We start from the raw sequence: 19,840 nt of genomic DNA, 5'->3' as shown, positions 1-19,840 counted from the left end.
TCTGGAACTGCCGCCTGCTGCCCTGCGCCCAAGACATACCCGTAGCCTCAACCGGCGGCCCATAGGCTGAGAGGCTACAGAAGAATCGCTCAGCCAGAAGCCCCGAACGCGTTCACCAAGCTCGCGTTGCTGCACCAGCGCCGCAACGAAGGTCGATTTGACAATCGTCTCAAAACCGTGAGCACAAAGCATCAATCGAGCAGTGGCGCGGCGGGGTGCTGGTCACGACGGCACAGGCGCGGAACAGTCCCGATGTATGATGTGTTCAAGTTTCTCCACGTCGTCGGTGTGGTCGTTCTGGTCGGCAACGTCACCATCACCGCGTTCTGGAAAGCGTTCTCCGACATGACGCGCGACCCGAAAATCGTCGCGCACGCGCAGCGCGGCGTCACCGTGTCGGACTTCATCTTCACCCTGACCGGCATCGCCCTGATCATCATCGGCGGCTACGGCGCCGCGCTGATCAAGGACCTGCCGCTGTTCGATTCGTTCTGGCTGGTGGCCGGGCAGATCCTGTTCGTAATCTCCGGGGTGATGTGGCTCGGTATTTTGATCCCGCTTCAGATCCGGCAGGCCCGGCTTGCACGCAGCTTCGCGCAAGGCGGCGAAATCCCCGCCCAATACTGGCGTGACGCCAAAACCTGGCTGATCTGGGGAATTGCCGCCACCGTGCCGCTGGTCGCGGCCGTGTTCGTGATGGTTTACAAAATCTGACCGCTACGCGACCCGCGCGGCCGGTTTGCCGGGCAGGCCCCATTCGGTGACCCGCATTTCGAGGTCGCGGAAATTCTGGTGGAGCTGCTCCATCGCAAAGCCGAGCGCGAAGAACCGCTCGGCCTGATCGCCGGGCAGCGCCCGGATCAAACCGTCGCGCCGGACCGCCGTAACCTCGGCCACATAAGCGGCCAGCGCCTGTTCCATCGGCGCGAGCGGCGGCGGCGCGTGGCGCGCGCGCAACGCCTCGGCGCATGCGGCCAGATGCGAGGTCGCTGCAAGACGCAGATCGTCGATCGCACCGCCGAGGCGCTCCTGCAGCGACGGCGGAAGCGGTGCGGTGACGGAGCGGCCGACCATCACCAGATCGTGGCGAAGCCGCAACAACGTGCGCACCAGGGGCGCTGCGTCCGGCCCGCGCGACAGCCCGGCGTTGCGCTCGCGCTGCGCCTCGGCACCGATCTCGGCCAGCGTGACCAACGATGCGCCGATGCCGTCCTGCAGCCGGTGCAGCGCGTCGTTATCAAGTCCCTTCGTCAGCCCGGCGAGCAGCGCGCCGAGCGCGTCGGCCATCAGTTCGAGCGAACGTGCCGCTGCGGCCAACGCCTGCCCCTGCGCCCGCGACGGCAGCACCACGAACGAGACCGCGAGCCCGACCGTGGCGCCGACCGCGACTTCGAGCACCCGGTCGATCGCCGAGGCCAGCGGCTCGACCTTGGTAATGGTCGGCACCAGCAGCACAATGATCGCCGTCACCGTGGCGACGTTGAGGCTGGGCTTGATCGCGGCGATCAGCGCCAGCGGTGCGACCGCCAGCGCCAGCGCGCCGAGCAATGCCAACTCGCTGTGATGTGGCACATAGATGCTGATGGCTCCGCCATAGATCGCGCCGCCGATGGTGCCGACGAAATAGTCGCCCGCCGTCTTCAGCGACCGCCCGACACTGGTCTGGGTCACGATGATCGCGGTCAGCACCGCCCACAGCGGCAAATGCAGGTGCAGACTCTGCGCCAGACCCAGCGCAAGCAACGCCGCCAGCGTGATCCGGAGTGCCAGCCCCCATTGTGGCCGGCGCGGTTTCCATTGGGAAAGCAGACGTGTCCAATTGACTGTCATCGGCGGCGGCAATCTTTGCGGTTGCACCGTCTGGCGCGAAATCACCGGCGCTACAGAGCACGGCGCCGCGAGGCGCGCAAATACGGCCGAATGCGGGTGGGGCCTGCAGCCGCGCGGCTTGAACCATGTGCGCGCCCCGCCTAACGTGCCGCGCAAAAGAGGGAGCCCGAATGGCCAACGAAACCGCCACGCTCGCCGGCTACGTCGCCGCGCTGCAATTCACCGATATTCCGCAGGACGTGCTGGCACGCGCCAAGCTGCTGACGCTCGACTTCCTCGGCAGCGCGATCCGCGCCCGGCGCGAAGCCGAGTCGACGCCGTCGATCCTGCAGATGCTGCAGGCGCTGTCGCTCGATACGGCCGGGGAAACGACGGTGTTCGGCGACGACAAGCGTTGGACTCCGGCGGTGGCGGCACTGCTCAACGGCGCGTTCGGCCATTCGCTCGATTTCGACGATACCCATGCGGACTCTTCGCTGCATCCTTCGGCGCCGGTGGTGCCGGCCGCCTTCGCGGTCGGCGAACTGGTCGGCGCCTCGGGCCGCGACGTGCTGACTGCGATCGTCGCCGGCTATGAAGTGTGTTGCCGGCTCGGCAACGCGCTCGATCCGACCTCGCACTACGCGCGCGGCTTCCACCCGACCGCGACCGCCGGCACCTACGGTGCTGCGGCGGCCGCCGCCAAACTGTTCGGGCTCTCGCAGGACCAGATCGTGTCGGCGTTCGGCGTCTCCGGCAGTCAGGCCGCCGGCTCGCTGCAGTTTCTGGTCAACGGCGCCTGGAACAAGCGCTACCAGGTCGGCGCCGCCGCGATGAACGGCGTGATCGCCGCGACGCTGGCCAAGAACGGCTTCGTCGGCTCGACCGAATCGGTCGAAGGCATTCACGGCCTGTTAGTCGGCTACACCGACACCCCGCATCGCGACAAAGCGGTCGCCGATCTCGGCAAGGTCTACGAGACCATGAAGATCGGCGTGAAACCGTATCCGAGCTGCCGCTACACCCATGCGGCGATCGACGCCCTGATCGCAATGCGCCGTGAGCACAATCTGACGCCAGCGCAGATCAAGCGAGTCGAAGTCGGGCTGCACCAGAACGGCATTACCCTGACTGGCGATGCACCGACCAAGCGGCATCCGCGCTCGATTGTCGGCGGCCAGTTCTCGATGTTCTTCACCGGCGCACTGGCGCTGGAGCAAGGCAGCTTCGGCTGGGACGACTATACGCGGCTCGGCGATCCGGCGATCGATGCGCTCGCAGACAAGTTCGACGTGGTGCGCGACGAACGGCTCGAAGGCAAAACTCACCCCTTCGGCGCCCGCGTCTCAATCGCCACGGAGGACGGGTTGCACGAGCGGATTTATGCCGACCCGTCCGGCGAGCCGAACTCGTTCCCGAGTGATCAAGCCATGGCGCAGAAGTTCCTGCAGCTTGCCCGCCCGGTGCTCGACGGCCGGGCGCAGAGCTTCGCCGACGCGGTGCTGACGCTGGAGCGGTTCGCCAAGGTCAGTGAGGCAACGGCGTTGGGACGCTAGGGACTTTTTGCGGTATTGACATACTTGCATCGGTATTGACATACTTGCAATCTAGCATAGCACGGAAGCCGCAACTCCTGGAGGGCGGAGAGCGGCCGATGCAACGCTTCGTCTGTGAACAGAACATCGCGCACTTCCAAAAGCTGCTCGAGACTGCCGAGGACGAGACGCTGCGCCGAACGCTGCTCGGCCTACTGTCGGCCGCCAAGCGCGAGCTGGCGCTGCTGAACTCGGAGATCTCCGGCGCCGATCTGTCGCCGATGGGATACCGAAGGCCGGCAAGTGACGCCGCGGCGGTTCAGGCGCAGCTTCGCGCAAGCTTCGATGCGCCCAGCCATGCCTATATGCTGATCGATGCCGGCCCCGGCCTGACGATCATCGACGTCAACGACGCCTTCACACGCGCGACGTTGACGATGCGCGCCGCCATCGTCGGCAAGCCGCTGTTCGAGGTGTTTCCGGACAACCCAGCGATCGATACCGCCGACGGCGTGAGCAACGTCTACGAATTGCTGCGCACCGTGGTCGAAACCGGTCAACCGCACGCGCTCGCCGTGCAGCGCTACGATATTCGCAACGCCGAGGGCGTGTTCGTCGAGCGCTATTGGCAGTCGATCTACACACCGGTGCGCGACGCGGACGGGCGGATGATCTGCCTGCAACTCAACGTCGAGGACGTTACCGCCGAAGTGCTGGCGAACTAGTCGGCGACCGCCATCGGCATCTGCCGCGACCGGGGCCTTCGGCCGGTCACGAAGACGTTGCGAAACCATCATCCCGCTCATGCGTCTGGAAGGCGTTGCCAGGAACGTCTATGGTTACGACGTACCGCACGACAGACCTGAGGCGACAAGCTCGCTAACTTGGGATGAAGCTGATGCCGATTGCCACCACTGCAGACCGAGCCTCGGAATTTCTCGGCGGATTGTTCAACAGCCTGACCGAACGCGGTCGCAGCCTGTTCGGACTGACGAGTTCGCAGCCGATGTCCGGCGACGAACTGATCGCGCTCGGCGAGACGCTGCTGTCGCGGCGGGGTGAAGCATCCGGCGTGGCGCTGGCCGCATCACTGCTCGCAGGCTACGAGGCTGCGGCCGAAGACGACAAGCTGGCGTTTCTCGATGCGCTCGCCGAACAGTTCGGGCCCGACCTCGCCGAACTCAATGCCGCCATCGAAGCGTTTCGCGCCGACGCCTCGACGGAAGCGACCGGTGAATTGCTGCGCGCCGCCGAGCCGCGCCGGCAGGAGCTGATCCGCCGCCTCAATCACGCGCCGGGCGGCACTGCCGCGCTGGTGAAGATGCGTGAGGCCGTACTCGCCCGCCTCGCCGCGAATCCGCAGCTGAGGCAGGTCGACGATGATTTCGTGCATCTGTTCACCTCGTGGTTCAATCGGGGGTTCCTCGTGCTGCAGCGGATCGACTGGACGACACCGGCCAACATCCTGGAAAAGATCATCCGCTACGAGCAGGTCCACACCATCCATGACTGGGACGATCTGCGCGCGCGGCTGGCGCCGCCGGACCGGCGTTGCTACGGCTTCTTCCATCCGCGCCTGGTCGACGAGCCGCTGATCTTCGTCGAGGTGGCGCTGACCAAGGACAATCCGGCGGCGATCGCGCCGCTGCTCGATCTCGACCGCGAACCGATCGCCGCCAGCGACGCCGCCACCGCGGTGTTCTACTCGATCTCCAACACCCAGCAGGGCCTCGCCGGCATTTCCTTCGGTAACTTCCTGATCAAGCAGGTGGTCGAGGAGATCAAGCGCGAGCTGCCGAACGTGCAGACCTTCGTGACCCTGTCGCCGGTGCCGGGCTTTGCCAAGTGGTTGCAGCGCGAACGCGACAATCCGGATTCGACCTTGCTCGATGCTTCCGCACGCAAGGCGATCGAGGCACTCGATACGCCGAACTGGTTCGACGATGCCGACACCGCCGATCGGCTGAAGCCGATCGTGCTGCAGCTCGCGGCCGCGTACTTCCTGCAGGCCAAGTCCAAGAACGGCCGGCCGCTCGATCCGGTGGCGCGCTTCCACCTCGGCAACGGCGCGCGGCTCGACCGGCTGAACTTCCTCGGCGACCGGTCGCCGAACGGGATGCGGCAGTCGCACGGCCTGATGGTCAACTACCTGTACGCACTCGGCGACATCGAATCCAACCACGAGGCGCTGTTCGAGCGCGGCCAGATCGCCGCCTCCTCCGCGGTGCGGAAGCTGGTGCCGACCAAGCCGGTGACGAGCGAGCCGCGCAAGAGCAATGGAAAGACCGCCAGCCCAGCACTGACCGCGCCGACGGCGTGACAAACGACGGCATGGCTGCCGAATCTTGCACGGGCCTGCCCCCGTCATTGCGAGGAGCGAAGCGACGAAGCAATCCAGCTTGGTACACGAGGCTTCTGGATTGCTTCGCTTCGCTCGCAATGACGATCTCAAACGGCGAGGAGTTCGTCTCATGAGCTGGATGCCTTCGAACGATCCGGTGCTCGGCGATCCGACCACCTGCGACGCGCTGGAGCTGATCATCGTGCCGCGGACCCGCGATCTCGGCGATGGCTTCGCGGTGCGCCGCGCGCTGCCGCACGGCAAGCGGCAGATGGTCGGTCCGTTCATCTTCTTCGATCATTTCGGACCGATGCAGTTCATCGCCGGCAAAGGCATGGACGTGCGGCCGCACCCGCATATCGGGCTGGCCACCGTCACCTATCTGTTCGACGGCCGGATCATGCACCGCGACAGCGAGGGCAACATTCAGGAGATCGCGCCCGGCGCGATGAACCTGATGACCGCCGGCCGCGGCATCGCGCATTCCGAGCGCACGCCCGACGTCGAGCGCCGGGACGGCCAGTCGATGCTCGGCCTGCAGAGCTGGATCGCGCTGCCGCAGGCTTCCGAAGAGATCGCGCCGAGCTTCCAGCACTTCGCCGCGGCGACGCTGCCGATGGTGCAGGACACCGGCTTCACCGCCCGGGTGATCGCCGGGTCGGCGTTCGGCCAGGCCTCGCCGGTGACGATGGTGTCGCCGTGGTTCTACGTCGAGGTCAACGCCAAGGCCGGCACAGCGGTGCCGCTCGATCCGGACCACGAGGAGCGCGCGATCTACGTCGTCGACGGCGAGGTCGAGATCGCCGGCGAGCGCCACGTCGGTCCGACCCTGCTGATTTTCCGTCCCGGCGACCGCATCACTGTCCGGGCAAAGACTGACACAAGGATGATGTTCCTCGGCGGCGATGCGCTGGAGGGCCCCCGCCATATCTGGTGGAATTTCGTCTCGTCCAGCAAGGAGCGGATCGAACAGGCCAAACAGGACTGGAAAACCGGCCGTTTCACCTCCGTCCCGAACGAGAGCGAGTTCATTCCGCTGCCGGAATGATAGACTGCGGACCTGAACCGTCCCGTGCCGCCGGCTGTGCCAGCGGCCACCTCTGCCTGGAACACCGCCCATGACCACGATGCTCTCGAGCGACCTGCCGCTGACCCAGATCGGCCGCGGCAAGGTGCGCGACATCTATGCCGTCGACGACGACCGGTTGCTGCTCGTCACCACCGACCGGATCAGCGCCTTCGACGTGGTGATGAGCGAGACCATCCCGATGAAGGGGGCGGTGCTGACGCAGGTGAGCGCGTGGTGGTTCGATCAGCTCGGCGGCGTGGTGCCGCATCACATGATCAGCGCCGACATCGACGAGATCATCGACGCGGTGCCGACCCTGCAGGGCCATCGCGCCGCGCTCGCCGGCCGCACCATGCTGTGCCGGCGGACGACCGTGTTTCCGATCGAATGTGTGATCCGCGGCTACATCACCGGCTCGGCCTGGAAGGAATACGCCGCCTCCGGCACGCTGGCGGGCGAGAAGCTGGCCGAAGGGCTAAAGGAGAGCGAGCGGCTGGTGCCGCCGATCTTCTCGCCGGCCACCAAGGCCGAGACCGGTCACGACGAGAACATCACGATCGCGCGGATGCGCGAGATCATCGGTGACGAGGCTGCCTACACGCTCGAGAGCATGACGCGCGCGGTCTATACCCAGGGCGAAGAGGTCGCCCGCGAGCAGGGCATCATCATCGCCGATACCAAATTCGAATTCGGCCGCGACAAGGACGGCCGCATCATCCTGATCGACGAGGTGATGACGCCGGATAGTTCGCGGTTCTGGGCGGCCGATACTTACGCGCCAGGCCGGTCGCAGCCGTCGTTCGACAAACAGCCGCTACGCGACTATCTCGACGCCGAACGCCGCGCCGGCCGCTGGAACGGCGAAGCGCCGCCGCCGAAGCTGCCCGCGGAGATCGTCGAGGCGACCTCGAAGCGCTACCTCGACGCCTATCGCCGGCTCACCGGCACCGATCTGATAGTGACTTAATTCACTCCGTGCTGCGCCGGATCGCGGGAATACCCGCCATCCGGCATCAGCACGCGTTCGATCAGACGCCTTCGAACAGCACCGTCGACAAATAGCGCTCCGAGAACGACGGCACGATCGCCACGATGGTCTTGCCGGCGTTTTCCGGGCGCTTGCCGAGTTCGATCGCGGCGGCGATCGCCGCACCCGACGAGATGCCGCCCGGGATGCCTTCGTGGCGCGCCAGAGCGCGCGAGGTTTCGATCGCGGTCGCGCTCGGGATCTTCACCACTTCGTCGATCACCGAGCGGTCGAGAATATCCGGCACGAAGCCGGCGCCGATGCCCTGGATCTTGTGCGGGCCGGGCTGACCGCCGGACAGCACCGGGCTTTCCTCCGGCTCGACCGCCACCACCTGCAGCGACGCCTTGCGCGGCTTCAGCACCTGGCCGACGCCGGTGACGGTGCCGCCGGTACCGACGCCGGCCACGAAGATATCGACCGCGCCGTCGGTGTCGTTCCAGATCTCCTCCGCGGTGGTGCGGCGATGCACCGCCGGGTTGGCGAGGTTCTTGAACTGCTGCGGCATCACCGCGTTCGGGGTCGCCGCCACCAGCTCTTCGGCCTTGGCGACCGCGCCCTTCATGCCCTTGGCGGCTTCGGTCAGCACCAGCTCGGCGCCGAGGAACGCCAGCATCTTGCGGCGCTCGACCGACATCGACTCCGGCATCACTAGCTTGAGCCGGTACCCCTTGGCGGCGGCCACGAACGCCAGCGCGATACCGGTGTTGCCGGAGGTCGGCTCGATCAGCACGGTATCAGGCTTGATGATCCCTTCCTGCTCCAGCGCCGCGATCATCGCCGCACCGATACGATCCTTCACGCTGCTCGCCGGATTGAAGTATTCGAGCTTGGCGTAGATCGTGGCGTTGACGCCGTGCTGCTGCGGCAGCCGGTTCAGACGTACCAACGGCGTATCACCATAAGCATCGGCGATCGAGTCGTAGACACGGCCGCGGCCGGGACGATGGGCGGGTGCTTCTGCGACGGCTTTGAGCGATGCGGTTGCTGCGTTGGACATGACGCCTCCTCACTTGGATTGGCGGATTTACGGGAACTGTCGGGCTCAATCTGCTAGCCCGCCGCGGCCCCGTCAACGCGGCCGGTAAAAATGGAACAAACGCCTCTCAGGCGATAGGTTTCTGGAATACGCCTGCTGCGCATGCGGCCCGGTTTGGGCTGAAATCCCGCCCTGCGGGACGGAGATTTCTGCATCGCCCTTCACAAGGCCGTCACGCTGATTGTAGTATGCCTTCGCATGCTGCTTCGCAGCGTCGATCGACGGGGGTCAGGAGCGTTTCTTGAACGCGCATGTCTCGCATGGTGGTTGGCCGGTGCTGGTGCTCAACGCGGATTTCCGGCCGCTCAGCTACTATCCTCTATCGCTTTGGTCGTGGCAGGACGCGGTCAAGGCGGTGTTTCTCGATCGCGTCAATATCGTCGCGCATTACGACCGCGCGGTCCACAGTCCCAACCTGGACTTCCAGCTTCCCAGCGTCGTCTCGCTGAAATCCTTCGTCAAACCGACGACGCATCCGGCCTTCACCCGTTTCAACGTCTTCCTGCGGGATCGGTTCTCCTGCCAATATTGCGGCGCGCACGACGACCTCACCTTCGATCATATCATCCCGCGTTCGAAGGGCGGCCAGACCACCTGGGAGAACGTCGTCGCCGCCTGTTCGCCATGTAATTTGCGCAAGGGCAATCTGACCCCCGAGCAGGCCAAGATGTTCCCGCGCCAGACCGCGTTCGCTCCGACGGTCCACCAGCTCCACCGCAACGGCCGGCTATTCCCGCCGAACTATCTGCACGAGAGCTGGCTCGATTACTTGTACTGGGACACCGAGCTGGATCCGTAGCGCACCGGCCGGAAGTCACCTCGTCTCGCCCCTGTCATCACAGCTCCCCTGCTCGCTTTACACCGCGTCCCGCAGGCTGCACTGCTGCGTTCGAATGCGCATGCGAACGGAACGGTGATGTCGGGTTTTCTGCTTCTGCTGCTGCCGCCGGCCCTCTGGGTCGGCTGGCGCATGGCCTCCAGGCGGACGGTGTTGCCGTGTCCGTCCGAGATCGCCTGGCTGGTGGAGATGGAAAATCCGCTGGCGCGCGCGACTCGCTCCGAACAGGTCGTGGCGCAATTGCAGTTGCGGTCCGGGGAGCATGCGATCGACATCGGCTGCGGGCCCGGACGGGTGACGATTCCGATGGCGCGCGCTGTCGGGCCGCAGGGCCAGGTGATCGCGCTGGACGTTCAGGACGGCATGCTGGCGAAGGTCGCCGCCAAGGCCGAGGCCGAAGCGCTGAGGAATATTCAGCCGTTGCGGACCGACGTGCGGGAAGCCGCGATTCCCGCGGGCTCGCTGGATGCCGCCGTCATGGTGATGGCGCTCGGCGAGATTCCGGACGGCGCCGGCATCTTCCCGTCGGTGTTTGCGATGCTGCGCCCCGGCGGCCGTCTGCTGGTCGCCGAGAGCGTGTTCGATCCGCACTATGTGTCCCGCCGCCGCGTGCGCCAGCAGGTCACGGCCGCGGGATTCCGAGAGCTGCGCTGCGCCGGCAACGCGTTCGGCTACAGCATCACGTTTGAACGGCCGTAACCTTCGGTTCGTGCGGCCGATCGCCCAGGGCGACGTCAACGGCCGGTCGGCAGCTGCACGATCCAAGGCGCGTCGAACACATGCTCTTCCAGATTGTCGCCCGGCCCGCCGCGGTCGATCACCACGAAGTCCTGCGCGGCGCCGAACGGCGTCAGCACGCCGTGCCAAATGTTGCGGGCGTAGCAGATGCCCTGATGCGGCGCCGTGACGAAGGCCTGCGGTTTGCCGGGCTGACCAGCTTCGTCCGGGCAGACCACCACCAAAAACGGCGCGGCATTCAGCGGCACGAACGCCTGGGCGCCGAGCGGATGGCGCTCGACCAGGTTGAGCCACAGCGGCAGCGCGTAAGGCTCCGCTTCGACCAGACCGACCACCACCCGCGCGCCCTCGCCGATCACCTCGACCGCGGCGAGGTCGTGGAAACGGCGGGCCATGCCGGCATTCATCGGACGCGCGGCGACCTCTGCCGTATCGATCACCTGGCCGAACGGCGCGAACGCCGCAGCCGTCAGCGGCTGCGCAATGATCGTTCGCGCGGCGCCCGGGCCGGTCATCGCCCGAGCCCGCGGCGGCCGAGCGCCGGGTGACGGTTGACGTCCTTGTACAGCAGATAGCGGAAGCGGCCCGGACCGCCGGCGTAGCAGGCCTGCGGGCAAAACGCGCGCAGCCACATGAAATCGCCGGCCTCGACCTCGACCCAGTCGCGGTTGAGCCGATACACCGCCTTGCCTTCGAGCACGAACAGCCCGTGCTCCATCACATGGGTCTCCTCGAACGGAATCGAGGCGCCGGCCTGCAGCGTGACGATGTTGACGTGCATGTCGTAGCGCAGATCATCGGGCGAGACGAACCGCGTCGTCGCCCAGCTGCCGCCGGTGCCGGTCATGGCGGCGGGCTCGATCTCCGACTCATGGGTGACGAAGGCGTCCGGCGCAGCAAGACCGGGCACAGGTTCGTAGGCCTTGCGAATCCAGTGGAAGCGCGCCGGCTCGCTGCCGGCGTTGTGCAACCGCCAGCCGCAGCCGGGTGGCAGATAAGCGTAGCTGCCCGGGCGCAGCGCATGGGTCTGGCCGCCAAGCTCGAGGCTCGGGGCGCCGCCGACCACGAAGACGACGCCTTCGCCTTGCGGATCCGGCTCCGGATGATCGCTGCCGCCGCCGGGCGCGACCTCCATCAGGTATTGCGCGAAGGTCTCGGCGAAGCCCGACAACGGCCGCGCCAGAATCCAGGCGCGGGTCTTGGTCCAGCCCGGCAGCAGGCTGGTGACGATGTCGCTCATCACCCCGTGCGGGATCACCGCATAGGCCTCGGTGAACACCGCGCGGCCGGTATGGAGCGCGGTCTGAGGCGGCAGGCCGCCACAGGCCGGGTTGTACGTTGGGGCGTTCATCGGGCCTCTCCCATGATCTTTTATCTTTTGTCGGCAGCCCCCGCCGTCAGGCGGTGGCTTCCGCGACCGGCGCATCCAGGATCGCCGCAGTGTCGGTGGTGACCTCGCCGTTCAGCACGCGTTTCGCCTGGGCCCGGTCGATATCGCCTTCCCATGCGGCGATCACCACGGTCGCCACGCAATTGCCGACCAGATTGCCGAGCGCGCGGGCGATGCCGACGAACCAGTCGACCGACAGCACCAATACCAAACCGATCAGCGGGATATCCGGCACTGCCGACAGCGTTGCGGCCAGCACCACGATCGCCGAGCCGGGGACGCCATGAGCCCCCTTCGAGGTGAGCAGCGCGATGCCCAGGATCACCAGCAGATGGCCGAACGACAATGGCGTGTTGGTGGCCTGGGCGATGAACACCGTCGCCAGCGTCAGATACAACGAGAATGCGTCGAGATTGAACGAGTAGCCGGTCGGGATCACCAGACCGACCGTAGAGTCCTTGATGCCGAGCCGCTCCAGCTTGCGCATCACCTGCGGCAGCACGCTATCCGACGACGCGGTGCCGGCCACCACCGTCAATTCTTCGCGCAAGTAGGCCAGCAGCTTGATCAGACTGAAACCCGCCAGCCGCATGATGCCGCCGAGGATCACGAACACGAACAGCGCGACGCCGGCGTAGAACAGGCCGACCAGCAGGCCGAGCTGCTTGAGCGAGCCGATGCCGTATTTGGCCACCGTGAACGACACCGCGCCGAGCACGCCGAGCGGCGCCAGCTTGACGATGATGCCGATGATCTTGAACAGCACCTCGGTGATGCGCTCGATGCTGTCGGCCAGCGGCTTGCCGCGCTCGCCGAGCAGCGACAAGCCGGCGCCGAACAGGATCGCGATGATCAGCACCTGCAGCACGTCGCCCTTGGCAAAGGCGTCGACGAAGGTGGTCGGCACCAGCCGCATCAGGAAGTCGGTGAAGCCGGTGACTTCCTTGACGTGGCTGCTGTAGCCGGCGAGCGCCGAACTATCCAGCGTCGCCGTGTTGACGTTCATTCCGGCGCCGGGTTGGAACACATAGGCCAGCACGATGCCGAGCGCGAGCGCCACTGTCGTCACCGCCTCGAAGTAGATCAGCGATTTCAGCCCGACCCGCCCGACCTTCTTCAGATCGCCGGCGCCGACGATGCCGTTGACCACCACGCCGAACACAAGCGGGGCGATTGCGAACTTGATCAGTTTGATGAACAGGTCGCCGAGCGGCTTCAGCGCGACCCCGACCTCAGGCCACGCCGCACCGACAACGACACCAAGCACGAGGGCAGTGACCACCTGCCCAAACAGCGACGCGAAAAACCGCTTCATCGGAATGTTCCCGGGATCTGGAGCCTGAGAAACAATCACTGCTGAGTTTCTAGACGTCAAATATTTCATATGTCTCGATTGAGACGTTTGGCATATGATTGAGGGATGGAAATCCGCCATCTCCGCTATTTCGCCGCCGTGGCGCGGCACCTGAACTTCACCGCCGCCGCCGACAGCCTCGGGGTGGCGCAGCCGCCGCTCAGTCAGCAGATCAGGGACCTGGAGGCCGAGATCGGCACTCCGTTGTTCGAGCGGACCACCCGCCGCGTCGCCTTGACCCGGGCCGGCGAAGACTTTCTGAAGCAGGCATTGGCCATTCTGGAGCGGGCCGAAACCGCCGTGCAGCGCGCCCGCTCGATCGGCGCCGGCACCGCCGGCATTCTCAATGTCGGGCTGACCGGATCAGTGCTGACCGGCCCGCTCGGGCGAGCGATCCAGCAGTTTGCGCTCAACTATCCGAACGTCGATCTCCGCATCCACGAGATGTCGCCCGACCGGCAAGTGACGGCGCTGAAATCCGGCCAGACCGACGTGAGCTTCCTGCGCTGCCCGCCGCAGGACGCCGAGATCACCAGCGAACTGGCGTGGCGGGAATCGGTCCGGCTGGTGCTGCCGAAAGGTCATCCGCTATCGGCCAGGAAAGTGACGCTGGCGGATCTCCGGGACGAGAGTTTCGTGTTTCTGCGGCTGGAGGACTCGCAGTTCGCGAAATATTTGTGGCAGTGTTGCTTCGAGGCAGGCTACGCGCCGCGCGTCACCCACCAGGCGGTCGAATCGACGTCGCTGACGAGCCTGGTCGCCGCAGGGCTCGGCATCGCCATCATCCCGGAATTCGTCAGCAGGCTGGCGCATCAGGATCTGGTGTATCGGCCGATCGCCGGATCGCCGATCTCCGCCGACGTCTACGCGCTGACGACCGGTGACAACAACCCGTTGGCGCGTCAGTTCATCGTCCTGGTCCAGACACTCGCCGGCAAGGAGGGCAGATGACCGATCACTGGCAGACCGTTTATGCCACCAAAAGCGAGCAGGACGTATCCTGGTTTCAGGATACGCCGACGATCTCGCTGGAGCTGATCGCAGTTCTGGGACTGGCGCCAGAGGCGGCGATCATCGATGTCGGCGGCGGCGCGTCGCGTCTGGTGGATCACCTGTTCGACCGCGGCCACCGCGACCTGACGGTGCTCGACCTGTCAGAGGCAGCGCTCACGGCGACCCGGAAACGTCTCGGCGAACGCGCCGCGACAGTCGATTGGATCGTGGCAGACATCACCGAGTGGCAGCCGAAACGATCTTACGCGCTGTGGCACGACCGCGCCGCATTTCATTTTCTCACCGCTGATTCGGGTCGCTTATCATATCGCGAGCGACTCACGCGTGCGGTGGCACCGGGTGGCTATGCGATCATCGGCACCTTCGCGTCCGATGGTCCGGAGCGTTGCAGCGGCCTGCCGGTCATGCGCTACGATACCGACGGCCTGCAACGTGAGTTCGGCTCGGAATTCGAAATGATCGACAGTCGCCGCGAGATTCATGCAACGCCTTGGGGCGCCGAGCAGCGCTTTCAGTTTGCGACGTTTCGGCGCGGACACTGATTGCCGAGAACGACCCCCGCGGTGGGCCTGCGGGCATTGCCGGCAGGCCCACCAGAAACGGCCGGGTTCGCTCGAACTGTCAGCTTGCTTCGCCGAAGATCAGCCGAGCATCGCGTACGGCACCAGCGGAGCGAGCGTCATCAGGAGCGCGCCACCGATCACAGCAGCTTCCATGCCGTTCAGTTTCCGAAACATCGACATCATCAAACCTCCCGTTGGCTGTTAGCACGCTGTTTACGAAGCGGCGGCTCCGGCGGATCACCGCCTCACCATCACAGCCGCGTGAGCCGCGCCGGCCTGATGCGCTCGGGCGCCGCATGCGATTTTTGTCGGGATGGCGGTGATCCAAACGATCAGCCGATTCGTATCAGAGCAAATGCAATCGATCCGACCACGCTCTCGCTGCTCATGATTCTCCGCACACCAGATTCGGCCTTCGCGCGCGACTACCTGATTACTACTCGCGCGCATGTGAGCGCGACACATGGCGCGCTCCGCATCGCCGCGTCCCGCGTTAGGCTGCAGGGTTCAGAGCGTGCACCTCATGGCGGTCTTGCGGATCGGTGCGCGCCCGGCAACGGAGCGGTCGTCATGGATCAATTGCGCGACGGTCCACGCCCGCCATCGGCGGAGATGGCGGACTGCATCGTCCGCATCGCGGCCGCGCAGGACCGCGCCGCCTTCGAGACGCTGTTTCGCCACTTCGCACCGCGCCTGAAATCGTACTTCGCGCGGCGCGGCGGCGATCCGGCACTGGCCGAAGAGATCACCCAGGAGACGATGGTGTCGGTCTGGCGCAGCGCCGCGCAGTTCGACCCGGCGAGAGCCTCGGCGTCGACCTGGATCTTCACCATCGCACGCAATCTCAGCATCGACCGGCTGCGCCAGGCGAAACGCCCGGGCTTCGATCCCAACGATCCGGCATTCGTGCCCGACGAGGAGGAGCCGCCTGACCGCCGGCTGGAGCGCACCGAAGCCGAGCAGCGCGTGCGCGACGTGATGGAGACGCTGTCGTTCAACGAGAAGAGTGTTTTGATGCTGTCGTTCTACGAAAACCAATCGCACAGCGAGATCGCCGAGCAGCTTGGCCTGCCGGTCGGCACCGTGAAGTCGCGGATCCGGCTCGCCTTCGGCAAGCTGCGGGCGGCGCTCGATGCGCCCGCCGGAGAGCCGCGATGACGGTGCGGCACCACATCGGCGACGATCTGCTGCTGAGCTACGCCGCCGGCGCGCTGGACGAAGCTTCGAGCCTGCTGGTCGCCACGCATTTGGCGCTGTGCCCGCATTGCCGTGCGCGCGCGGCGACCGCCGATGCGCTCGGCGGCGAAATGCTCGACGCACTGCCCGCCGCAGAGGTAACTCCGGACTTGTGGCAGAGCGTGCTGGCGCGGACCCAGGCCGAGCCGGAAACTCCCTCGGCCACGCCCGCAACAGCGCTGCGGCCACGCTCCGATATCGTGATCCCCGAACCGTTGCGCAGCTATCTCGGCAAGGATTTGGCCGGTTTGCGCTGGACCCGGCTGGTGCCGCGCGTGCAGCAGATCACCATCGACATCCCGGGCTGCGGCCCGCGCGCCCGGATGCTGCGGTTCGAGGCCGGCACGCGGGTGCTGGAGCACGGTCATTCCGGGCGCGAACTGACGCTGGTGCTGCACGGATCGCTATACGACGGTGACACCGTGATGCGGCGCGGCGACGTCGCCGAGACCGACGAGCGCACCGAACACCAGCCGCAGGCCGGCCCGGGCGAGGACTGCATCTGCCTTGCCGTCACCGACGCGCCGTTGCGGTTCAAGAGCCGGTTCGCCCGGCTGCTGCAGCCCTGGTTCGGGATTTAGGCGACAGGCGTCGTGCCGCGATCGCTACGGATCGCGCTGGTCGTCGCCGGCACTGCCTCGACCGGGCCGGCGCTGGCACCGATCGGCGGCGTGTCGCCAGCGTCCTGGCGTGAGGACGAATAGATGTCCCAGGTGGCAATGAACATCGCGGCGATCACCGGCCCGATCACAAAGCCGTTCAGGCCGAACACTTCGAGACCGCCAAGGGTGGAGATCAGCACCACGTAGTCCGGCATTCGCGTATCCTTGCCGACCAGGATCGGGCGGAGGAAATTGTCGACCATGCCGATCACCAGCGAGCCCCAGACGATCAGACCAATGCCGTGCCAAAGCGAGCCCGTGGCGATCAGATACAACGCCATCGGCAACCAGACGATGCCGGCTCCAACCGCGGGCAGCAGCGACATAAACGCCATCACCACCGCCCACATCAGCGCGCCACTGATGCCGAGCACATAGAAGGCGAGTCCGCCGAGGGCGCCTTGAATCAGGGCAATCAACATGTTGCCCTTCACGGTGGCACGGATCACCACGGTGAATTTGTCGAGCAGCCGGCTCTGGTGATCGACCCCCAGCGGCATCGCGCGGCGGATTCGCCCCGCCAACAGATCGCCGTCGCGCAGCAGGAAGAACAGCAGATACACCATCACGAACAGATTGACGGTGAAGTCGAAGGTGCTTTGGCCGATGTCGAGCGCCTGCCCTGCAATATACTGGCTGCCGCGCAGCAGCACCGCCGACAGCCGCTGCTGCAGATCGGACAGATTGCCGACGCCGAATCGGCTGAGCAGATCGCCGATCCAGTCCGGCCGGGCAGCCAACAACTCCCGCAACGTATTGAGCAGGTCGAGGTTGCCGGATTCGATCTTGGTGTAGGTCGCAGCCCCTTCCCGCGCCAAAGCCGCGCCGAGCAACGACAGCGGCAGCAGCACCATCAGCACGATGATCGTGACCGACGTCAGCGCGGCAAGATTGCGTCGGAAGCCGAAGGCGTGATTGAGACCACGGTTCAAGGGCGCAAACAGAATCGCGATCACCATGCCCCACAGGACCGCACCGTAAAGCGGCCACAGAATCCAGCAGAACAGGACGGTCGCCCCGATCAGCAGCAGAATGAAGAAGCTGTTCTCCGAGGCGCGCATTCACCGCATCCCTTCACGACGTCGTTTCGCATAACGGTCGAGACTGCTTTTGGCTCCGGCTGACTTACACAACTGGCGCGGCAAGTAAAAGCACCGGTTCGCGCGACCTGCGCCTCCGGCTCACGTCCGTTAGCGCCGACCCGGCCTGCTTGGCGTATCCATGGTCTAGCTTGGAGGACGGTTTGGCGGCGGAAGCGTCCCTCGCAATCACGCCCGTAGTGATACGGGGTTCCAAATTAACGTTACAACAAGCACAGCCATCCAAAGCTTCTTCCCACGCGACGACATCGGTCGAACGCCACAGCCGCCGATGTTGGGCGGCCGGGGGCAGCCGCTTGCGTGCAGAGATCATCAAGCCTTGGGGCAATTGGAAATCAGGCCATGCTGTCAAAAATCTCGATCCGAACCAAAATCACGTCGCTCGTCGCAATGCTGCTGATTGCTCTGTCCGGGCTCGGCGCGGTCAGCTTGCTCAAACTAAGTTCGATGAACGCCAACACGGTAGAGATCACTACCAACTGGTTGCCGACGGTGACGCTTCTGGGCGAAATGCGGTCGAGCGTTCTTTACTACCGGATGAGACTTCGCGATCACCTGCTGGAAACCAGCGACGAGGCGATGTCCAAGCTGGAGAAGCAGATCGCGACCATCGAGGAAAAGATCAAGACCGAGCAGAAAGCCTATGAGCTGCTGATTTCGTCGTCCGAAGAGAAACAAATCTATCAGGATTGGGTCGATCTCTGGGACAAATACAGAGCCGCGGCGCCGAAGCTGCTCGATTTTTCACGTAAGAGCCACAATGGCCAGATTTCGATCGAGGGCGTGAACCTGCTGTCGGGAACTTTAAATCCGCTCGCGAATCAGATGGATGCTGTGATGCAGAAGGACATCACGTTGAACAACAAGGGTGCTAGCGACGCCAGCTCGGCGGCGGCTGCGACCTACAGTTCGGCGTTCTTCATCGTGATGACGATCCTCGGCCTGGCGATCACAGTCGGCGTCATCGCCAGCGTGATGGTGATCCGCGACATCACATCCGGCATCGGCTCGATCATCAAGCCGATGCAGGCGCTGGGTCAGGGTGATCTCTCGGCCGATGTACCTTATCGGGGTGTCAGCACCGAGATCGGCGCGATGGCGGATTCGCTGCAGGTTTTCAAAGAAGCGCTGATCGCCAAGAAGGCCGCCGACGAAGCCGCGGCACGTGAAGCCGAGGCGAAGATCGCGCGCGGCCAGCGTGTCGACTCCGCCACCCGCCAGTTCGAAGCCGCAATCGGCCAGATCGTCGAGACGGTGTCGTCGGCGTCGACCGAACTCGAGGCATCCGCCGGAACGCTGACTGCAACCGCCGGCCACGCCGAAGAGCTCACCACCGCAGTGGCGGCGGCTTCCGAACAAGCCTCGGCCAATGTGCAGTCTGTCGCGTCGGCGACCGAGGAAATGTCGTCCTCGATCTCCGAGATCAGCCGTCAGGTCCAGGAATCGGCGCGGATCGCCAATGATGCGGTCGACCAGGCCCGCAAGACCAACGACAGCGTCGGCATGCTGTCGACCGCTGCGGCCCGGATCGGAGACGTGGTGGAGCTGATCAACACCATTGCCGGGCAGACCAACCTGCTGGCGCTCAACGCCACCATCGAGGCCGCCCGCGCCGGCGACGCCGGTCGCGGCTTCGCGGTGGTCGCCGCGGAGGTCAAAGCGCTCGCCGAGCAGACCGCCAAGGCCACCGGCGAGATCGGTCAGCAGATCGCCGGCATTCAGACCGCGACCGATCAGTCGGTGTCGGCGATCAGGGAGATCGGCATGACCATCGGACGGATGTCGGAGATCGCCTCCACCATTGCGTCTGCGGTCGAAGAGCAAGGCGCAGCGACGCAGGAGATCTCGCGCAACGTCCAGCAGGCCGCGCAGGGGACCCAGCAGGTGTCCTCCAACATCACCGATGTGCAGCGCGGCGCGACCGAGACCGGCACCGCTTCGGGGCAGGTTCTGTCGGCTGCGAAATCGCTGTCGGAAGACAGCAGCCGGCTGAGAGACGAAGTCGCCCGGTTCCTGGAAACCGTGCGGGCGGCCTGAACAAGGCCATTTGCCGAATTGATCTGCGCCGCGCGACTACAGTCGCGCGGCGTTTTTCTTTCTCCTGAGAGATTTGCGGTTGCATCGA

19 protein-coding genes are annotated in these 19,840 nt (G+C 65.3%); 13 read left to right on the top strand and 6 right to left on the bottom strand.

The features are described 5' to 3' along the window. The first annotated feature begins 252 nt into the window (after nt 1–252). Complete coding sequence (locus tag DNX69_RS17800) at nt 253–714, top strand: DUF2269 family protein (RefSeq protein ID WP_110787253.1); 462 nt, start codon at nt 253–255, stop codon at nt 712–714. Nucleotides 715–717: 3 nt separating this feature from the next. On the opposite strand, the gene DNX69_RS17795 is transcribed toward DNX69_RS17800, so the two are convergent. Next, nucleotides 718–1,830 carry an FUSC family protein gene (locus DNX69_RS17795; protein WP_110787252.1) on the bottom strand — a complete coding sequence of 371 codons (1,113 nt, stop codon included), beginning with the start codon at nt 1,828–1,830 and terminating at the stop codon, nt 718–720. A 170-nt stretch (nt 1,831–2,000) separates the two neighbouring features. Here DNX69_RS17795 and DNX69_RS17790 point away from each other — a divergent pair, with 170 nt between their 5' ends. The 5 genes from DNX69_RS17790 (at nt 2,001) to DNX69_RS17770 (ending at nt 7,721) form a co-directional block, all read left to right on the top strand. Next, nucleotides 2,001–3,365, top strand: coding sequence for an MmgE/PrpD family protein (locus DNX69_RS17790; RefSeq protein ID WP_110787251.1), 1,365 nt, complete (start codon nt 2,001–2,003; stop codon nt 3,363–3,365). Nucleotides 3,366–3,463: 98 nt separating this feature from the next. After that, complete coding sequence (locus DNX69_RS17785) at nt 3,464–4,069, top strand: PAS domain-containing protein (RefSeq protein WP_110787250.1); 606 nt, start codon at nt 3,464–3,466, stop codon at nt 4,067–4,069. A 173-nt stretch (nt 4,070–4,242) separates the two neighbouring features. Beyond that, on the top strand, nt 4,243–5,664 hold the full coding sequence (locus DNX69_RS17780; protein ID WP_110787689.1) for a malonyl-CoA decarboxylase: 1,422 nt from the start codon (nt 4,243–4,245) through the stop codon (nt 5,662–5,664). A 151-nt stretch (nt 5,665–5,815) separates the two neighbouring features. Further along, nucleotides 5,816–6,733 (top strand): pirin family protein, encoded by a 918-nt coding sequence (locus tag DNX69_RS17775; protein WP_110787249.1) that lies wholly within the window; start codon nt 5,816–5,818, stop codon nt 6,731–6,733. A 70-nt stretch (nt 6,734–6,803) separates the two neighbouring features. Beyond that, nucleotides 6,804–7,721 (top strand): phosphoribosylaminoimidazolesuccinocarboxamide synthase, encoded by a 918-nt coding sequence (locus DNX69_RS17770; RefSeq protein WP_110787248.1) that lies wholly within the window; start codon nt 6,804–6,806, stop codon nt 7,719–7,721. Nucleotides 7,722–7,782: 61 nt separating this feature from the next. On the opposite strand, the gene cysK is transcribed toward DNX69_RS17770, so the two are convergent. Further along, the gene (gene cysK / locus DNX69_RS17765) at nt 7,783–8,781 is read right to left on the bottom strand and encodes a cysteine synthase A (protein ID WP_110787247.1); all 999 of its coding nucleotides are present in this window, start codon (nt 8,779–8,781) and stop codon (nt 7,783–7,785) included. Nucleotides 8,782–9,061: 280 nt separating this feature from the next. Here cysK and DNX69_RS17760 point away from each other — a divergent pair, with 280 nt between their 5' ends. Beyond that, complete coding sequence (locus DNX69_RS17760) at nt 9,062–9,619, top strand: HNH endonuclease (protein WP_110787246.1); 558 nt, start codon at nt 9,062–9,064, stop codon at nt 9,617–9,619. A gap of 117 nt (nt 9,620–9,736) precedes the next feature. Then, nucleotides 9,737–10,357: a class I SAM-dependent methyltransferase gene (locus DNX69_RS17755; protein ID WP_110787245.1), complete on the top strand. Its 621-nt coding sequence runs from the start codon at nt 9,737–9,739 to the stop codon at nt 10,355–10,357. 35 nt (nt 10,358–10,392) lie between these two features. Here the strand turns inward: DNX69_RS17755 and DNX69_RS17750 are convergent, their stop codons facing one another. Genes DNX69_RS17750 through DNX69_RS17740 form a run of 3 tightly spaced genes read right to left on the bottom strand, consistent with a single transcriptional unit; the run spans nt 10,393 to nt 13,101 of the window. Beyond that, the gene (locus DNX69_RS17750; RefSeq protein ID WP_110787244.1) at nt 10,393–10,911 is read right to left on the bottom strand and encodes an ureidoglycolate lyase; all 519 of its coding nucleotides are present in this window, start codon (nt 10,909–10,911) and stop codon (nt 10,393–10,395) included. Next, nucleotides 10,908–11,747: a bifunctional allantoicase/(S)-ureidoglycine aminohydrolase gene (locus DNX69_RS17745; protein ID WP_110787243.1), complete on the bottom strand. Its 840-nt coding sequence runs from the start codon at nt 11,745–11,747 to the stop codon at nt 10,908–10,910. The genes DNX69_RS17750 and DNX69_RS17745 overlap by 4 nt, the downstream gene beginning before the upstream one ends. A gap of 46 nt (nt 11,748–11,793) precedes the next feature. Continuing rightward, a complete protein-coding gene (locus tag DNX69_RS17740; RefSeq protein WP_110787242.1) occupies nt 11,794–13,101 on the bottom strand; it encodes a dicarboxylate/amino acid:cation symporter in 1,308 nt (435 codons plus the stop codon). A gap of 105 nt (nt 13,102–13,206) precedes the next feature. On the opposite strand from DNX69_RS17740, the gene DNX69_RS17735 reads away from it, so the two are divergent. From DNX69_RS17735 to DNX69_RS17720, 4 genes are all read left to right on the top strand, one after another. Continuing rightward, nucleotides 13,207–14,091: a LysR family transcriptional regulator gene (locus DNX69_RS17735; protein ID WP_110787241.1), complete on the top strand. Its 885-nt coding sequence runs from the start codon at nt 13,207–13,209 to the stop codon at nt 14,089–14,091. Then, entirely contained in the window at nt 14,088–14,696 is a 609-nt protein-coding gene (locus tag DNX69_RS17730) for a class I SAM-dependent methyltransferase (RefSeq protein WP_110787240.1), read from the top strand. The genes DNX69_RS17735 and DNX69_RS17730 overlap by 4 nt, the downstream gene beginning before the upstream one ends. A gap of 591 nt (nt 14,697–15,287) precedes the next feature. Continuing rightward, a complete protein-coding gene (locus tag DNX69_RS17725; RefSeq protein WP_110787239.1) occupies nt 15,288–15,875 on the top strand; it encodes a sigma-70 family RNA polymerase sigma factor in 588 nt (195 codons plus the stop codon). After that, on the top strand, nt 15,872–16,534 hold the full coding sequence (locus DNX69_RS17720) for a ChrR family anti-sigma-E factor (RefSeq protein WP_110787238.1): 663 nt from the start codon (nt 15,872–15,874) through the stop codon (nt 16,532–16,534). Before DNX69_RS17725 ends, DNX69_RS17720 begins: the two co-directional genes overlap by 4 nt. Here DNX69_RS17720 and DNX69_RS17715 read toward each other — a convergent pair. Continuing rightward, a complete protein-coding gene (locus DNX69_RS17715) occupies nt 16,531–17,676 on the bottom strand; it encodes an AI-2E family transporter (RefSeq protein WP_110787237.1) in 1,146 nt (381 codons plus the stop codon). The genes DNX69_RS17720 and DNX69_RS17715 overlap by 4 nt on opposite strands. 381 nt (nt 17,677–18,057) lie before the next feature. Here DNX69_RS17715 and DNX69_RS17710 point away from each other — a divergent pair, with 381 nt between their 5' ends. Continuing rightward, a complete protein-coding gene (locus DNX69_RS17710; RefSeq protein WP_110787236.1) occupies nt 18,058–19,752 on the top strand; it encodes a methyl-accepting chemotaxis protein in 1,695 nt (564 codons plus the stop codon). The last annotated feature ends 88 nt before the right edge of the window (nt 19,753–19,840 follow it).

It is taken from the genome of Rhodopseudomonas palustris (genome assembly GCF_003226555.1).
Lineage (GTDB): Bacteria > Pseudomonadota > Alphaproteobacteria > Rhizobiales > Xanthobacteraceae > Rhodopseudomonas > Rhodopseudomonas palustris_I.
This window is presented reverse-complemented; position numbering and strand designations above follow the sequence as displayed.

What these genes read in the sequence shown, in the direction of transcription:
- DNX69_RS17745 (WP_110787243.1), bottom strand. Translation starts at nt 11,747, where the DNA reads ATGAACGCCCCAACGTACAACCCGGCCTGTGGCGGCCTGCCGCCTCAG.
- cysK (WP_110787247.1), bottom strand. Translation starts at nt 8,781, where the DNA reads ATGTCCAACGCAGCAACCGCATCGCTCAAAGCCGTCGCAGAAGCACCC.
- DNX69_RS17755 (WP_110787245.1), top strand. Translation starts at nt 9,737, where the DNA reads ATGTCGGGTTTTCTGCTTCTGCTGCTGCCGCCGGCCCTCTGGGTCGGC.
- DNX69_RS17730 (WP_110787240.1), top strand. Translation starts at nt 14,088, where the DNA reads ATGACCGATCACTGGCAGACCGTTTATGCCACCAAAAGCGAGCAGGAC.
- DNX69_RS17785 (WP_110787250.1), top strand. Translation starts at nt 3,464, where the DNA reads ATGCAACGCTTCGTCTGTGAACAGAACATCGCGCACTTCCAAAAGCTG.
- DNX69_RS17735 (WP_110787241.1), top strand. Translation starts at nt 13,207, where the DNA reads ATGGAAATCCGCCATCTCCGCTATTTCGCCGCCGTGGCGCGGCACCTG.
- DNX69_RS17720 (WP_110787238.1), top strand. Translation starts at nt 15,872, where the DNA reads ATGACGGTGCGGCACCACATCGGCGACGATCTGCTGCTGAGCTACGCC.
- DNX69_RS17770 (WP_110787248.1), top strand. Translation starts at nt 6,804, where the DNA reads ATGACCACGATGCTCTCGAGCGACCTGCCGCTGACCCAGATCGGCCGC.
- DNX69_RS17790 (WP_110787251.1), top strand. Translation starts at nt 2,001, where the DNA reads ATGGCCAACGAAACCGCCACGCTCGCCGGCTACGTCGCCGCGCTGCAA.
- DNX69_RS17740 (WP_110787242.1), bottom strand. Translation starts at nt 13,101, where the DNA reads ATGAAGCGGTTTTTCGCGTCGCTGTTTGGGCAGGTGGTCACTGCCCTC.
- DNX69_RS17795 (WP_110787252.1), bottom strand. Translation starts at nt 1,830, where the DNA reads ATGACAGTCAATTGGACACGTCTGCTTTCCCAATGGAAACCGCGCCGG.
- DNX69_RS17800 (WP_110787253.1), top strand. Translation starts at nt 253, where the DNA reads ATGTATGATGTGTTCAAGTTTCTCCACGTCGTCGGTGTGGTCGTTCTG.
- DNX69_RS17715 (WP_110787237.1), bottom strand. Translation starts at nt 17,676, where the DNA reads ATGCGCGCCTCGGAGAACAGCTTCTTCATTCTGCTGCTGATCGGGGCG.
- DNX69_RS17750 (WP_110787244.1), bottom strand. Translation starts at nt 10,911, where the DNA reads ATGACCGGCCCGGGCGCCGCGCGAACGATCATTGCGCAGCCGCTGACG.
- DNX69_RS17775 (WP_110787249.1), top strand. Translation starts at nt 5,816, where the DNA reads ATGAGCTGGATGCCTTCGAACGATCCGGTGCTCGGCGATCCGACCACC.
- DNX69_RS17780 (WP_110787689.1), top strand. Translation starts at nt 4,243, where the DNA reads ATGCCGATTGCCACCACTGCAGACCGAGCCTCGGAATTTCTCGGCGGA.
- DNX69_RS17725 (WP_110787239.1), top strand. Translation starts at nt 15,288, where the DNA reads ATGGATCAATTGCGCGACGGTCCACGCCCGCCATCGGCGGAGATGGCG.
- DNX69_RS17710 (WP_110787236.1), top strand. Translation starts at nt 18,058, where the DNA reads ATGCTGTCAAAAATCTCGATCCGAACCAAAATCACGTCGCTCGTCGCA.